Raw genomic sequence first — 15,322 nt, 5'->3', positions numbered from 1 at the left:
ATCATAAATACGTGTCATTACGCTAAGACTACGCAAAGGTTCCGTTTTATCCCGATTAGTGAATAATAATAATTAGTGAGATACCCCCACTGATTACAGTTTCACTTTATTTTGAAACGAATAACCTTACTGTATTCCGCTATTCATTATAGCAACATCGCCTGCAAAATTACACAAAAAAACAAACCCTTTTATGAAAGGGTTTGTTCATTGTCTACATATTCAGCTATTTTTTGAACAACACCAGGTTCAAGTTGCTCTAGTACAGAAGCGGCTTGTTCTAAAGCTGCATCGTATTGATATTCACGGAATAATTTCTCCGCATAATTTAAGCTTTCTGCAAGGCTTTCATCATGACTGCGGTAACGGTTACCGTATTGAATTAATTTTTCAACTAAATACGCTTGTCCAATTAATTCTTCTGTCATTTCAGCTACACCGTTCACAGTTGTGTATGCTTCTTCTAAACTGCTATTTACAGCGTTCATATTTAACGGCTTCACTTCTAATTGTTCATATACAGCTTGCATTGCCATTTGCCCTCTTTTTAAATCTTCCATAATACTCTCTGGAAGACCTGGCAAATTCGACTTTTGCATAAAGCGTTTCGTTTCGAAAATAGTATTTCGCATTTCTTGTAACTTCTCACGCGCTTCAAATTCTTCTTTACGCATCGTTTGCAGCATTTCTTTATATTCTGCATGAAGTACTTTTAACGTTTCACATTGCTCATAAACCTCTTCTAGTTCCTCACGAATAATAGAGAAGGCAATATCTTGTTCAGCAACGCGTAATTGTAGCATTTCAAAACGTTTCGTTAAAATGTGCATTTGCTTTTCAATTACTTTTTGAGATTCAATATCCTTATCTTGCAATTGATAGCTTTGTTTCACAAGTTGTGTTTCTGTTTTCGTTTCAATCGTTTCGATACGTATTTCTTCTAAGTCTTCATAAACAGAAAGTGTTTTTTGCTCCACATAATGTCTCGCATGCACCTCTTGCTCAAGTTGATCATAGAAACCATCTAAACGAGTTTTTAAGTCTTCCACTTTTTCAGCCGCTTCTGTTATATGAAGCTCCTGTATATCCATTAAACATGTGTTTAGTTGTGTCGTCATATCACGAACTTCTTTAGGGACTTCCAAATACTCTAATACATAACCTTGTCTTACCATATCATTATGACCCTGTAATAAATCTTCCAGTTGAACTGGTAGCGTCGCTTGACACTCTACTAATAAATCTGGAATTTGGTGAATAATGATTTCTAAACCAGCTAAACCTTCTTCTAAACTAATAACAATTTCTCTCGCTTTTAAGTAGTCACCATTATCTGTTGCTTCTTCAAAACTTTTAAATTTATTAGATTCAGCGTCTAGCATCTCTTCGATTTTCTGCTCTGCTGCCCCATACATATGTCTATGAGCAAGAACACTCTTTTTCATACTACGATATGTATCACGTAACCCTTCAATTTCCGAGCTATTTTTCTCATGGCTTTCTAACAATTGCTGTAATTCATTTAAAACACCTGTAATACGATTATCAGCGTCATCTAAACCACTTATGGATTCGTTCATCGCATGCTTTGCTTTTCGGAAGGAGAATTGCGAGGCGAATTTTCGCGCTTGCGCTAAATCTTTGTCAGCTTTCGGAAGGGTTGTTGATACAATTTCATCCCATTCTTCACGCCATTTACCAAACAGTTCTTCTGTTTGACCCGTCATGTTTAAATCTTTTACCCGTTTTAGTTCATCTGCCACAGGTTTATCTTTTATCTCTTGTTTCCACTGCTCCAGTGCTTCAATATCTTTATATGAACGATTTCTTATCACAAGCTCTATCATGAGCAGCACTAGAATAGAGCTTACTACAATGATAACGATCGTCAGGATAGAATCCATGCAAAAAAGCCTCCTAGTTATATCTCTTTTTTTGTCCGTTCCGTTTATGAAATGGAAGGCATTATGTATAAAAAGGGAATTCCCCTATATTTAACAACTAACAATGTACTAATCATACCATGTAATGGCTTGTTTTTGACCTAGTTTTTTTTAAAATTTCATGTTTCTTTCAATGCGATTGTAATCTTTCTCAATATTCCGCCTACCTCACTACCTATCCTCAAATGATTGTAATAACAAACAATCTTTCGTATGAGATACGAAATAAATTTTCCGCATGAGTGGTGGTTCAACAGAAATTCCATGTACATTTCCCTGCCTTACAGACTGCTCTACTGCCCTTTCTGGAAGTAAAGTGATGCCAAGGCCAGCTTTTACCATTGCAAGCATCGGTTCTGCGTAAGATGTTTCCACAGCTATAGTTGGTTTTACACCTATCTCATGAAACATGTTCATAACCATTTTCCTTACATCGCATATTTCTGGATATACAATTAATTTTTCATTTTGCAGCTCTTCTATTTGAATGACTTTCTTCTCTTTATACGGATGATTATTTGAAATGACACAAACAATTTTCTCTTGTTGCACTTCTTTTATATACGTAGCACCTTCTACTACTGAATCGATGAACATCGCGTCGATCTCCCGCGCTTTAAATAAAGCTCTTAATACTTCCGTATGTCCGATTTGCCACTCTACTTCGAACTCATCACCTAATACATCTTTACACTCTAATATGTAATGCTCTGCTAAACTCGGTAGTATACCAATTGAAAACTTTCGGTTCTCTTGATACCCCCTCATTTCTGTTTTCACTTCATTTATTTGTTCCAAAATCGGTAGCATTCTTTTTATAAATAACTCTCCTGCCTCCGTTAACTCCACTCCTTGCGCAGAACGCTTAAGTAAAGTAACCTCTAAATCCGCTTCTAACTTTTGAATTTGCTTACTAAGCGCTGGTTGAGATATATGTAAAATCTTACTTGCCTTTGATAAACTTCGCGTATGCTTCACTTCGATAAACGATCGTACTGCCTCCAAATCCATCGTACACACCTCTAACAAAAAGTTATAACCGTTATAAGAAATCGATATTTCCTCCTATAAACAATTACTCTTTATACTTATTTCATCAACTTACTATAACGAAATGTAAAGGGGAAAGATACTCTTGAACAAAAAACAAATGCTACTCGGATCCTTTCTATGCTTACTCGCCGTAACTGCCTGGGGATTTATGTTTCCTGTAATGGCAAATGCCCTGCAATTTATCGATCCGTTCTTCTTCACAACGATTCGCTATGGATCAGCAGCTATTATTTTTCTTATTTTGCTATTAATTACTGAAGGGAAGACTTCACTCCGCTTAGAAAAAAGAACACTTTCTCTGTTCTTTTACGGGACAGTCGGTTTCGCAGGATATGGTTTTCTCGTTTTCTACGGACAACAACTTGCCGGGCCTTCGGGAGCAATCCATGCAGCGATGATTCAGTCTCTCATGCCACTAATTGCCTTATCATTACAATGGATAACAAAAAACAAGCGCCCACAAAACTACACATTCCTTTGTATGTTCGTTGCATTACTCGGTGTTATGCTTGTCATTTCAAAAGGAAATATTCACTTATTATTTGGAGCTGCAAGCCACTTATCGACAAATATATTGATGCTATGCGGCGTTACTTGCTGGGTCATTTATACAAACGGGGGTGCTCGTTTTCAATCTTGGTCACCACTTCGATATACGACATTAACTTGTTTATTTGGCTCCATTTCACTCATCGTTATTGTTACTTTCTTAACGTATACAAATATAGTTACTATGCCGTCACTGCGTACAGTTGTGAGTGTTCGTTTTGAGCTCTTTTATATGTCGATTATCGCAGGAGTTATCGCTGTATTTTGCTGGAATATGGGAAATCGCTATATTTCATCTATTAACGGCATATTATTTATGAATTTAGTTCCTATCCTTGCACTGATTGGTTCTATGTTTCGAGGTTATCCAGTCGATAAAATCGAAATTGCTGGAGCTGCATTAACAATTATCGCGCTATTATGTAACAATTTATGGCAAAGAAAAGTAAACATAAGAATCCCCACCTCAGTTCGTTAGGTGGGGATTCTTCACATATGAACAGCTCTTGGCCATTCATGGTACATATTTGCTTTACATAACGCTTGTTCCATCCATTGCTCAATCTCTTTCGTATACATTTCTATGAAAAATGTCTCAGACGGGAAAGAATGCAGTACTTCTGATATATATTGTGGATATAAAAACGGCATATTTATCATACCTTTTAATTGCGTCATAAACATTGTAAATGATACTTTCTGAAATTCTTGTTTCATTTGTCCTTGTCTAATAATTTGCTCTATATAATATCTTTCTTTAGAAAAATAAACGGTCATCACTTCACGAATTAATGTCGTATCAAGCGAAAGCTCTCGGTAGAAGAAACGTGTTAGTTCTCTATTTTCAAATTGATATCGTAACATCCCACGCACCATTTGCACCATCACATCTTTAGCCGACAAATACTCTCTCTGTTCAAACGAAATTTCAATCACATGAATATACCCTTCTAAAAAATCAGTAATAAGCTGTTCTAATAAACCTTGCTTCCCAGCAAAATAATATGAAATATTCGCTACATTCACATCCGCTCGCTTTGCAATGTCTCGCACCGACGTTCCATCATAACCTTTCGTATTAAACAACGATATTGCCGCATCAATTACTTTTTGTTTCGTCTGCTTCATGCGCTCACTTCCTCTCAATGAACAGCTATAGTTTAAATTTCTTGACTTTTAAGACAAATTCCTTTAATTTTCTATCGACAAAGTCATGTGAAATACATCGTATTTTGCTAATATTTTACACATCTCGATAAAAAAGGAGCTGTTTCCATGTTTACTAAAGAAAGTTATGCAGGATCTCGCGTGCAGCAATATGAGACAGTAATTAAACAACTGGATGCGTTATTAACTGGCGAATCAAACGTAGTCGCAAACTTATCAAATGCGTCCGCATTATTAAACCAATTTTTAGATCGCGTTAATTGGGTTGGCTTTTACGTAACAGAAGGAAATCAGCTTGTCCTTGGACCGTTCCAAGGAATGCCTGCTTGCGTACGCATTCCATTTGGACGAGGCGTTTGCGGCGTAGCAGCTGAAACGAAAACAACGCAGCTTGTAGCGGACGTTCACCAATTCCCAGGTCACATCGCTTGCGATAGTGCTTCTAATTCAGAAATCGTTGTACCGATTGTGAAAGAAGGAGCTGTCATTGGTGTACTTGACATTGATAGTCCTGAAAAGAATCGTTTTGATGAAGTAGATCAGTGCTATTTAGAAAAGTTTGTGGAAACACTCCTAAAACATATGTAAAAAGAAAAGAGCGAGTTATCGATTTAGTACGTCCTGTACAAAACCGATAGCTCACTCTTTTTTTATTGATTAACAGTAGATATTTTCTTTAATGCTTGCTCTAAATCAGAAACGATATCCTCCCAAGATTCTAAACCAACCGATAAGCGTATTAAATTATCGAAAATGCCCATTTCTTTTCTTAGTTCAGCTGGAATCGCAGCGTGCGTCATCGTTGCTGGATGCTGAATTAACGTTTCTGTATCTCCTAAACTCACCGCAATTGTAATAAAGTGGAGGTCATTAATAAATGCTTGCGTCTCTTCTTTTCCGCCTTTTACTGAAAAAGAAATAACACCGCCCCCGCGCTTCATTTGACGAGATGCTAATTCCCCTTCTGGATACCAAACACCTTCTACCGCATCATGTTTTCTTAAGAACGATACAATTTTTTCTGCATTATCACAATGACGATCCATTCTTACCGCTAACGTCTTTAACCCGCGTAATAATAACCACGCATCAAACGGCGCCATAATGCCGCCGATATCTTTTCGCATCGGGCGAATCTTTTCAGCTAACGCTTTCGTTTTACAAATTGTTACACCCGCTACAACGTCACCATGGCCACCAATATATTTTGTCGCACTATGCACAACAGCGTCACAGCCAAGCTCAAGCGGTCTTTGTAAATAAGGTGAACAAAACGTATTATCAACAATGACAAGTAAACCATTTTGCTTCGCAACCTGAATAACTTGTTTTAAATCGATTAATTTCATTGTTGGATTAATCGGTGTTTCAACGAAAATAAGCTTTGTATTTGGACGAATTTTATTTTCAATATCAACCTCTGTCTCCATCTCACAAAACGAATGCGTAATCATAAATTTTTCTTCTAACACTTCTAAAAAACCGTACGTACACCCATATAATCCATTTGAACAAATAATATGATCTCCAGCCTTTAAAAAACCGATTAAAGTTGCTGAAATAGCTGCCATACCAGATCCGAAGGCAAGTGCTTCTTCTCCTCCTTCTAACACCGCCATACGTTCTTCAAATAATTTCACAGTCGGATTTCCAAGCCTTGAGTAAATATAAGATGGATCCACTCCCGCAAAACTCGCCTCTCCTTGCTGCGCAGTCTCAAATGTAAACGTAGAGGTTTGAAATAAAGGTGGTGTTAAACTTCCTTTATGTTCCTCAGGTGTATAACCGTGATGAATTAACGCTGTCTCCATATGCTTCTTTTTCATAAAAACATCCCCTTTATGTTTTTATTACCGCATATTCACCAGTAAAAAACTGATGAACGTTTTTACTACATTTTATGTAAGCGTTTTATTTGTGTTTCTATCTCTTCTTTTATATTGTTTTAAATTCCTTCTTATATTAATTTCCAAAATTTATATGCATAAAACAAAAACGTACTCGCTTGACGAAACTCTGGGTAAAAGATATAATAGCGTTTGTGTAAAATAAAAAGGCAGCCTTGTAATGTGAGTTTATCGTTTGTATTTTGTTCCTCTACGGAGGTGTATCTCGTAACTCCCTGCTGCTGGAGCGAAGGTACATGAAAACAAAATGCCCGTAAATATCGATTACGTCTGTTTTTATTTTACGTAAATAAAAACATTTTTAAAGGAGGAGTCAACTATGGCTCGTTATACAGGTCCAGCTTGGAAACTGTCTCGTCGTCTTGGAATCTCTCTAAGCGGCACAGGAAAAGAATTAGAAAAACGCCCTTACGCACCAGGTCCTCACGGTCCTAACCAACGTAAGAAACTTTCAGAATACGGTTTACAATTACAAGAGAAACAAAAACTTCGTCACATGTACGGCATGACTGAGCGTCAATTCCGTCGCACATTTGACCAAGCAGGTAAAATGCCTGGTAAGCACGGCGAAAACTTCATGATCCTTCTTGAAGCTCGTCTTGACAACTTAGTTTACCGTATGGGCTTAGCTCGCACTCGTCGTGCAGCTCGCCAATTAGTAAACCACGGTCACATCATGGTTGATGGCGCTCGCGTAGATATCCCATCTTACCGTGTAAAACCTGGTCAAACTATCAGCGTTCGCGAAAAATCTAACAGCCTTGTTGTTGTTAAAGAAGCGATCGAAGTTAACAACTTCGTACCAGAATACTTAACTTTCGATGCTGACAAATTAGAAGCTACTTACACTCGTCACGCTGAGCGTGCTGAGTTACCAGCTGAAATCAACGAAGCATTAATCGTAGAGTTCTACTCTCGTTAATGACAAAAAGCCAATCCTGTGGATTGGCTTTTTTCAATTCCCCCATTATTTTTATATCCTACATAACATAAAAATCCCAATACCCTATACTCCCATCTAAAACAAAAAGAATAACCTCCCTGTTTCCATAAAGAACTCTGTTATATTATGAATTTTCACGGAATAACAATAATATTAAAGATTTTTAAACTTTATAACGAGGAGACATTGATATGGAATTCAGAAATGACATAAACAAAATAGCTAACCAACTTTTAGAACGAACAGAGTACATAACTAATGAAGAAATGACCAAGCAATCATTAATTATTCCTTTTCTTCAAAAACTAGGTTATGACGTTTTTAATCCTTTAGAAGTTAGACCTGAGTATGTTGCAGACTTCGGAACTAAGAAGGGAGAAAAAGTCGATTATGCGGTTTTTAAAAATGGGGTTCCAATTATTTTAATCGAGGCAAAATCTGTAACAGAAAATCTCCTTAAACACGATGCGCAACTATCTAGATATTTCAATGCCTTACCTGATGTCAAAGTAGGGGTACTAACTAATGGTGTAGAATACAAGTTTTATACTGATTTAACAAATGACAATGTGATGGATGAAAAACCTTTCTTCACATTCAGTATGGATAATTTAACCAATTTAGATATTGAAACGATTGAAACTTTTACAAAAGAAAATTTTGAAGCTGAAGAAATCGTAAAATATGCTGAAGAGCTTATTTATATGACCAATTTAAACTCTACAATTAAAGAACTATTTAAAAATCCTTCAGATGACTTCCTTCGTTTTCTAATTAGAGACTTTAGCTCAACTAGAATTACAAATAACGTTTTAGAGCGATTCCGACCAATCGTTAAAAAAGCAATTAATCGAACACTATTAGAAATAATCAGTGATGGTTTAACACCAAAAGAAACAAAAACATCGGAGAAAATAGAAACAAGCCTAGTTGCAGCTGCTTCTACTGAAATAATTGAAGACATTAACAAAGAAGACAAAACAGATAGAGTTTTCACTACAGAAAATGAACTAACCGCATTTAACATTGTTAAAGAGATTTTAACTGAGCATCAAAGAGATATCAGTAACCTCAAATATAAAGATACCATTAGTTATTTTTGTATCATGAATCGTGTAATCACAAAATGGTTTATACGTCTCTTCCTTGATGGCGATGCAAAATCCTTAGTTGTAAGACTCGATTTAGAAGCTACTAAACAGCTATGCCCTAATTTTGTGGTTGAACAAGCCCCAAAATCACAGGGAGTGAGTAGAATTTTTATTGATAACGTTAATGACTTAAAAGATCTGGAAGCACTTATTACTTCGTGCTATGATCAAATTTTAGCTAATGTTTAAAAGAGAAAAATGTACGCTCTTTTTCCAACAACCTGACAAAAAGCCAATCCAATGGATTGGCTTTTGAAGTTTATATATAAAATAAAGTTATTTATTTTCCTCTTTTTGAACATATACATAAGCATCTTTCTGCTCTTTATGTATATCAACCTTCGAATTCTCTGCAAGCTGACCCGCATTTAGCAAAGAAAAAATAATGAGCGCTTCTAGTGACATTTTGTTTTACCACTCCTTTCTAGTTGTTATACATTTATCATACCGCTTACATGTGATTTCCGTATGAACTCGAAAAGGAGATTAAAACAAAAAAGCTTTGAGGAATTTCCCCAAAGCTTTTTATTTATTAGTAACGAATTAAGAAATATTTCTTCTTACCGCGGCGAATGATTGTAAATTTACCTTCGATGCGGTCGTTTTCTGTTACAACGTAGTCTAACGCTTGTGTACGCTCACCGTTTACGTAGATTGCGCCGTTCGTTACATCTTCACGTGCTTGACGTTTTGATGGAGAGATTTTGCTTTCTACAAGTAAGTCGATTAATACTGTATCTTCTGCAGTACGTTCTACAGATGGTACGTCTTTGAATCCTTGTTCAATTTCGCTTGCAGTTAGTTCTGCTACAGAACCGCTGAATAGTGCAGCTGAAATTTTGATTGCTTGCTCTAATGCTTCTTCGCCGTGAACAAGTTTTGTCATTTCAGAACCTAATGCTTTTTGTGCTGCACGTTTTTCTGGCGCTTCAGCTACTTGCTTTTCAAGCTCAAGAATTTCTTCATGAGATAAGAATGTGAAGTATTTTAAGTATTTAACAACATCGCGGTCATCTGTGTTAATCCAGAATTGGTAGAACTCGTAAGGAGTTGTTTTCTCTGGGTCTAACCAAATTGCGCCACCTTCTGTTTTACCAAACTTCGTACCGTCAGATTTAGTAACAAGTGGAATTGTTAAACCGAATGCTTTCGCATCTTCCTCTGATTTACGGATTAATTCAAGACCAGCTGTAATGTTACCCCATTGGTCACTACCACCGATTTGCAGACGGCAATTATGGTGTTGGTATAAGTTTAAGAAGTCGTATGATTGTAAAATCATGTAACTGAACTCAGTGAATGAAATACCAGTTTCTAAACGAGATGCTACTGTATCTTTTGCTAACATATAGTTTAAACCGAAGTTTTTACCGATATCGCGTAAGAATGAAATTACATCTAAGTTACCAAGCCAGTCATAGTTGTTAGCCATTGTTGCTGGGTTGTCCACGTTTTCGAACTCTAAGAAGTTTGAAAGTTGGTTTTTAATGCTTTCTGTGTAGTAAGCAACTGTATCTTTCGTATTTAATGTACGCTCTGCTTTTTTACCACTTGGGTCACCAATCATACCAGTACCACCACCAACAAGTGCGATTGGTTGGTGACCAGCTAATTGGAAACGACGTAACATTAATACTGGTAACATATGACCGATGTGTAAGCTATCTGCTGTCGGATCGAAACCACAGTATAATTTAACGCTTTCTTTTTCTAATAATTGCTCAAGGCCCTCAGCATCTGTTTGCTGATTAATTAGACCGCGAAATTCAAGATCTTGTAAAATACCCATATCCTACATACTCTCCTTTAAGTTCATTACTGGCGTGAAGGTTGAAAACATAAAAAAATCGCCCCTTCAAATAAGGGACGATTTTGATTATCGCGTTACCACCCTAGTTGCAGGCCAAAAAGCCTACCACCTTATTTACATAACGGCTTAGCACCGTCTTTTCCCTTTTGAATACAATTCAATCGAAAAAAGATGCTCTAGGGGCGTAATTCGCGATCATCTATGTGCTGATTTCCACCGACCATCAGCTCTCTAAAACAGGGAAATGATCACTACTTCTCCCTTTCCACGCTCAATTATTCATATACTTTTCTTTATACCATCATTTATATAGGCGTGTCAAATAGAGGTGGAATTTCTCTTCTTTCCAATCCTTTACAACGTCACAAAGAGTATCGTAATAAGAGAAAGAATTGGAACCCCAACTAACAACGATACATGAAACACAACCGATAAATCATTCCCAATGGTCGCCTCCACAGGATCTTTCGCCGGGGAACCAAGAAACCCGATTAATCGATCGAATCGACTTACCGTTTTTGGAAAGTCTGGTATTTCTACATGATCACTATCTAAATGTTGCTTTAACTTATATTCACTCTTAAAGGGATTTTCGCTCAATTTCGTCCACCTCCAGCAATTGTTTCAATTTCTTTATTCCATTATGAAGTCTCGATTTCACTGTTCCAATCGGAATGTTTAATATTTCTGCAATTTCTTTTTGCTGCATATCATGATAATAAGAAAGGATTAGGACCGCTCTTTGCTCTTCTGGAACTTTCAAAATTGCTTCTCTTACTGTGAGCCGATCTTCGTGAGAAAATTCTTTTTCCGGAATCGGCACTAAAAATGGCAAAAGCGTACGCCACTTTTTTCTCCTATTTAATTTATTAATCATAAGACGATAACCAATTTGAAATAAATACGTTTTTATTTTACCTTTTTCAATTTCATACATATGTTTCTTACGCTCTAGCGTCAAAAACGTATCTTGCACAAGATCGATACTTAATTGTTCATCTCGGTTAAATCGATATAAAAATGTGTATAGCGCTGGTTTGATTAAAATATATAGTCTTTCTCCCGCTTGTTTATCTCCACTTTGATACGCAAGCATGAGCTCCTCCTCAATCCCAATCTGCGCCATGATTTTTGATCTCCTTTATTCCTTTTAACGTTAATGAAATACGGGAAATTAAATATGCAATCGCAATAAAAATCCACAATTGTGATTGATTTGTAAAAAATTGCACATATGGGTTTTGAATCGTAAATCCCATTGCAACTAAAGTATTTAACGCTTGCACACATATGCATGCATACAACGCAAGGCAGACAGAAATAGTGTCAAATACATTCCAGCGAAAATACACTTTTGTTTTTGTAAAATCAATTTTATATCCATTTTTCCGTACTATATGTTTTCTATCAAATGGAATAATGATTGAAAACAGAACACCCATTATAACTCCAGCTGTAAGCATTGATACTCTATATCCAATTGGTATCGGTAAGAAAAGACCACAAGAAAATACAACTATAATTCCAATTAAAGCAAAAGCAAGAAGTAATTTATTAGACATATAAAAGCCTCCCTCATCTATTCTTTCATAAATGTATACAGACGAGGAAGACACTTCGTTCAAATATTATTTTAATTTTTTTATAATCTTTGCGGGATTCCCGCCAACTACTACATTATTAGGCACATCTTTCGTTACGACAGCACCAGATGCGATCACCGCATTGTCTCCAATTGTTACACCTGGATTAATAATTGCTCTTCCGCCAATCCATACGTTATCGCCAATTGTAACTGGTTTTCCGTATTCTGATCCGCTTATACGCTCTACTGGATCAAGCGGGTGCGTTGCTGTATAAATGTGAACACCTGGAGCTAACATACAGTTCACTCCGATTGTTACCGGGCATACGTCTAAAATCGTACAGTCAAAGTTCGCGTAAAAATTTTCACCGACATGAATGTTATAGCCGTAATCACATCTAAAAGAAGATTCAAGATGAATGTTATCTCCAGTCGTTCCAAATAATTCTTTTACGATTTCGCTACGCTCTTTTAATTGCTCTTCTGGCGTATCATTTAATTTTCTCGTTAATATACGTGCTTGCTCTCTTTCTTGTACTAAAACTGGATCAGCCGGTATGTACATTTCTCCTAGTATCATCTTTTCTTTTTCTGTTTTCATCATACTCCCCCCTTTAACTTATATATATAAGTTAATAATAACATAAAAAAGGTCTGAACATTTTTCGTTCAGACCTTTCTCTCTTAATCTTCCATCGTTGATAAGTCACCTGTTGGTAAGTTTAATTCCCACGCTTTTAATACGCGGCGCATAATTTTACCACTTCTCGTTTTCGGTAATTTATCTCTAAATTCAATTTGTCGTGGCGCCGCATGAGCTGCTAGACCTTTCTTTACAAATTGACGAATTTCTTCTTTTAATTCATCAGATGGTTCGTATCCTGCTCGAAGTGCGATAAATGCTTTAATAATTTCGCCGCGCACTGGATCAGGAATACCAATTACACCTGCTTCTGCAACAGCAGCATGCTCGATTAATTTACTTTCTACTTCAAACGGACCAACGCGCTCACCTGACGTCATAATTACATCATCAATACGTCCTTGGAACCAGAAGTATCCATCTTCATCCATATATGCAGAGTCACCTGATACGTACCAATCTCCCGGCATGAAATAAGATTCATACTTTTGCTGGTTATTCCAGATCCCGCGCATCATAGATGGCCAACCTTTCGCAATCGCTAAGTTACCCATTGTGTATGGAGGCACTTCATTTCCTTCATTATCAACAATCGCTGCTTTTACACCTGGAATTGGTTTACCCATTGAACCTGGACGGATTTCCATACAAGGGTAGTTACAAATAACTTGTCCACCTGTTTCTGTCATCCACCACGTATCATGAATACGAAGTCCAAATGCATTCATACCCCAGCGAATTACTTCTGGATTTAACGGTTCACCAACGCTTAATACGTGACGAACTTGTGATAAGTCATATTTTTTAATTGCGTCTTGTCCAGCTCCCATTAACATACGGAACGCTGTTGGTGCGCTGTACCAAACCGTCACACCGTAATCTTGCAGTGCTTCATACCAAGCTTCTGGACTAAAGCGTCCACCTAAAATAACATTTGATGCTCCGACTAACCACGGTGCGAAAATGCCGTAAGCAGTTCCCGTTACCCAGCCTGGGTCAGCTGTGCACCAATACACGTCATCTTCTTTTAAATCTAATACCCATTTCGCCGTTTGATAGTGCTGAACCATTGCGTTTTGCGCATGAAGCACACCTTTTGGCTTACCAGTAGAACCAGACGTATAGTGAAGAATTAAACCGTCTTCACGGCCTAACCATTCGATATGTAATTCTTTTGAAGCTTGTTCAAATAAAGGATTGAACGCTACCGTTTTACCGCCTTCTTCTACATTATCCCCAACAAGGAAAACTGTTTTTAAAGCAGGTAAATCATTTAATGGTACGCGCTCTAACAATTCAGGCGTTGTAATTAACACCTTTGCTTCGCTATCTTCTAAACGATCGCGAACTGCGCCTTCCATAAATGCTTCAAATAGCGGTCCAACAATTGCTCCTAATTTCACTGCACCTAAAAGTGCGAAATATAACTCTGGAGAACGTGGCATAAAAATAAAAACGCGATCGCCTTTTTCTACATCGCCATAATTTTTCAGGACGTTTCCTGCTTTATTAGAAAAATCCTTCATTTCCTTAAATGTATATTTCTCTTTTCGCGATCCATCTTGATAATAAAGGGCTACTTTATTCTTTCGATTGGATTTCGCATGCTTATCAATTGCCTCATACGCCATATTTACTCGGCCTGTTTCATTCCAAGTAAAGTTTTTATTAACCTCTTCCCAGTTAAAATTCGCGTATGCCTCATCATAATTCGGCAAATTATTTTCTCCTTTAATGACAGGAAGCGTTTCTACTTTCATACTTTACATCCCCCTCCTATGTATTCTATTATCTATTATAATGATATTATTTAAAATTTTCAGTATATTTGTTGATTTTTAGACAAATTTTTAATGACAAAATTCGATTCACATCGCATATATTATAAAGTACGATATTAATAGATTCACAAACCCTCAAGGTGGTGAGCAATACATTGATTCATAAAAAAATATACAATGCTAGAAACTTAAAAACAGCGAAAGGCACTTTAATTATTGAAGGCCCTGTCTCTACACATAATCTCGAAATGTATGAATTTCATCCAGATTTAGTTGCGTTTCGTCCTGCTGAACAGCAATATAAAGCAATTGTCGAAATTTCTAAATTACCAGAAGCTCGACTTATTATTGCTAGACATGACCAAATGATTGTTGGATATGTTACATACTTATATCCTGATCCACTTGAACGATGGTCAGAAGGAAAAATGGAAAACTTAATTGAGCTTGGGGCAATTGAAGTAGTCCCAGCCTTCCGAGGGAGTTCTGTCGGAAAGAACTTACTAGAGGTTTCTATGATGGACGATTATATGGAAGATTACATTATATTGACGACTGAATATTATTGGCACTGGGATTTGAAACAAACAGGATTGAATGTGTGGGAATACCGAAAAGTAATGGAGAAGATGATGAATGCCGGCGGGTTACAATGGATGGCTACAGACGACCCTGAAATTTGTTCACATCCTGCCAACTGTTTAATGGTCCGCATCGGTAAACGTGTTGATACGGATTCTATTCAAGCTTTTGATCGTCTACGTTTTCACAATCGTTTTATGTATTAATA

16 protein-coding genes and 1 other annotated feature are annotated in these 15,322 nt (G+C 36.9%); of the genes, 5 read left to right on the top strand and 11 right to left on the bottom strand.

The window, feature by feature from the left end; translation table 11 throughout:
• Nucleotides 1-191: 191 nt before the first annotated feature.
• Both ezrA and AC1Q8L_RS09335 read right to left on the bottom strand, forming a co-directional pair.
• Nucleotides 192-1,904, bottom strand: a complete 1,713-nt coding sequence (ezrA, locus tag AC1Q8L_RS09340; RefSeq protein ID WP_000377315.1) for a septation ring formation regulator EzrA — start codon at nucleotides 1,902-1,904, stop codon at nucleotides 192-194.
• Between the two features lie 210 nt (nucleotides 1,905-2,114).
• Complete coding sequence (locus tag AC1Q8L_RS09335) at nucleotides 2,115-2,954, bottom strand: LysR family transcriptional regulator (RefSeq protein WP_000362523.1); 840 nt, start codon at nucleotides 2,952-2,954, stop codon at nucleotides 2,115-2,117.
• A gap of 124 nt (nucleotides 2,955-3,078) precedes the next feature.
• Here AC1Q8L_RS09335 and AC1Q8L_RS09330 point away from each other — a divergent pair, with 124 nt between their 5' ends.
• A complete protein-coding gene (locus AC1Q8L_RS09330) occupies nucleotides 3,079-4,023 on the top strand; it encodes a DMT family transporter (RefSeq protein ID WP_001036051.1) in 945 nt (314 codons plus the stop codon).
• An 11-nt stretch (nucleotides 4,024-4,034) separates the two neighbouring features.
• On the opposite strand, the gene refZ is transcribed toward AC1Q8L_RS09330, so the two are convergent.
• Nucleotides 4,035-4,673, bottom strand: a complete 639-nt coding sequence (gene refZ / locus AC1Q8L_RS09325; RefSeq protein WP_000814914.1) for a forespore capture DNA-binding protein RefZ — start codon at nucleotides 4,671-4,673, stop codon at nucleotides 4,035-4,037.
• Nucleotides 4,674-4,820: 147 nt separating this feature from the next.
• On the opposite strand from refZ, the gene AC1Q8L_RS09320 reads away from it, so the two are divergent.
• On the top strand, nucleotides 4,821-5,300 hold the full coding sequence (locus tag AC1Q8L_RS09320; RefSeq protein ID WP_000494338.1) for a GAF domain-containing protein: 480 nt from the start codon (nucleotides 4,821-4,823) through the stop codon (nucleotides 5,298-5,300).
• Between the two features lie 62 nt (nucleotides 5,301-5,362).
• Here AC1Q8L_RS09320 and megL read toward each other — a convergent pair whose 3' ends face one another.
• Nucleotides 5,363-6,538 (bottom strand): methionine gamma-lyase, encoded by a 1,176-nt coding sequence (gene megL / locus AC1Q8L_RS09315; protein WP_000726576.1) that lies wholly within the window; start codon nucleotides 6,536-6,538, stop codon nucleotides 5,363-5,365.
• Nucleotides 6,539-6,938: 400 nt separating this feature from the next.
• Here megL and rpsD point away from each other — a divergent pair, with 400 nt between their 5' ends.
• On the top strand, nucleotides 6,939-7,541 hold the full coding sequence (rpsD, locus tag AC1Q8L_RS09310) for a 30S ribosomal protein S4 (RefSeq protein WP_000135315.1): 603 nt from the start codon (nucleotides 6,939-6,941) through the stop codon (nucleotides 7,539-7,541).
• 212 nt (nucleotides 7,542-7,753) lie between these two features.
• Entirely contained in the window at nucleotides 7,754-8,902 is a 1,149-nt protein-coding gene (locus tag AC1Q8L_RS09305; RefSeq protein WP_098311924.1) for a type I restriction endonuclease, read from the top strand.
• An 87-nt stretch (nucleotides 8,903-8,989) separates the two neighbouring features.
• Here the strand turns inward: AC1Q8L_RS09305 and AC1Q8L_RS09300 are convergent, their stop codons facing one another.
• The 7 genes from AC1Q8L_RS09300 to acsA all read right to left on the bottom strand — a co-directional run bounded on the left by AC1Q8L_RS09300 (nucleotide 8,990) and on the right by acsA (nucleotide 14,511).
• Nucleotides 8,990-9,118: a hypothetical protein gene (locus tag AC1Q8L_RS09300; RefSeq protein ID WP_000050940.1), complete on the bottom strand. Its 129-nt coding sequence runs from the start codon at nucleotides 9,116-9,118 to the stop codon at nucleotides 8,990-8,992.
• Between the two features lie 127 nt (nucleotides 9,119-9,245).
• The gene (tyrS, locus tag AC1Q8L_RS09295; RefSeq protein WP_000512081.1) at nucleotides 9,246-10,502 is read right to left on the bottom strand and encodes a tyrosine--tRNA ligase; all 1,257 of its coding nucleotides are present in this window, start codon (nucleotides 10,500-10,502) and stop codon (nucleotides 9,246-9,248) included.
• A 70-nt stretch (nucleotides 10,503-10,572) separates the two neighbouring features.
• Nucleotides 10,573-10,800, bottom strand: a binding site (T-box leader).
• Nucleotides 10,801-10,877: 77 nt separating this feature from the next.
• Nucleotides 10,878-11,123, bottom strand: a complete 246-nt coding sequence (locus AC1Q8L_RS09290) for a hypothetical protein (RefSeq protein WP_001293784.1) — start codon at nucleotides 11,121-11,123, stop codon at nucleotides 10,878-10,880.
• The gene (locus AC1Q8L_RS09285) at nucleotides 11,104-11,649 is read right to left on the bottom strand and encodes an RNA polymerase sigma factor (RefSeq protein ID WP_000057198.1); all 546 of its coding nucleotides are present in this window, start codon (nucleotides 11,647-11,649) and stop codon (nucleotides 11,104-11,106) included. Before AC1Q8L_RS09285 ends, AC1Q8L_RS09290 begins: the two co-directional genes overlap by 20 nt.
• Nucleotides 11,630-12,085, bottom strand: a complete 456-nt coding sequence (locus AC1Q8L_RS09280; RefSeq protein WP_000066429.1) for a hypothetical protein — start codon at nucleotides 12,083-12,085, stop codon at nucleotides 11,630-11,632. The genes AC1Q8L_RS09285 and AC1Q8L_RS09280 overlap by 20 nt, the downstream gene beginning before the upstream one ends.
• Nucleotides 12,086-12,151: 66 nt before the next feature.
• Nucleotides 12,152-12,712: a maltose acetyltransferase domain-containing protein gene (locus AC1Q8L_RS09275; protein ID WP_002026426.1), complete on the bottom strand. Its 561-nt coding sequence runs from the start codon at nucleotides 12,710-12,712 to the stop codon at nucleotides 12,152-12,154.
• An 80-nt stretch (nucleotides 12,713-12,792) separates the two neighbouring features.
• A complete protein-coding gene (gene acsA / locus AC1Q8L_RS09270) occupies nucleotides 12,793-14,511 on the bottom strand; it encodes an acetate--CoA ligase (RefSeq protein WP_000862059.1) in 1,719 nt (572 codons plus the stop codon).
• Nucleotides 14,512-14,687: 176 nt separating this feature from the next.
• Between acsA and acuA the strand changes: the two genes are divergently transcribed.
• A complete protein-coding gene (gene acuA, locus AC1Q8L_RS09265) occupies nucleotides 14,688-15,320 on the top strand; it encodes an acetoin utilization protein acetyltransferase AcuA (RefSeq protein ID WP_000581393.1) in 633 nt (210 codons plus the stop codon).
• Nucleotides 15,321-15,322 lie beyond the last annotated feature (2 nt).

The organism is Bacillus sp. GW823-FHT06A11, from assembly GCF_058795355.1.
Note: the sequence above shows the minus strand (reverse complement) of the source record. Positions and strands in the feature narration are given on the sequence as shown.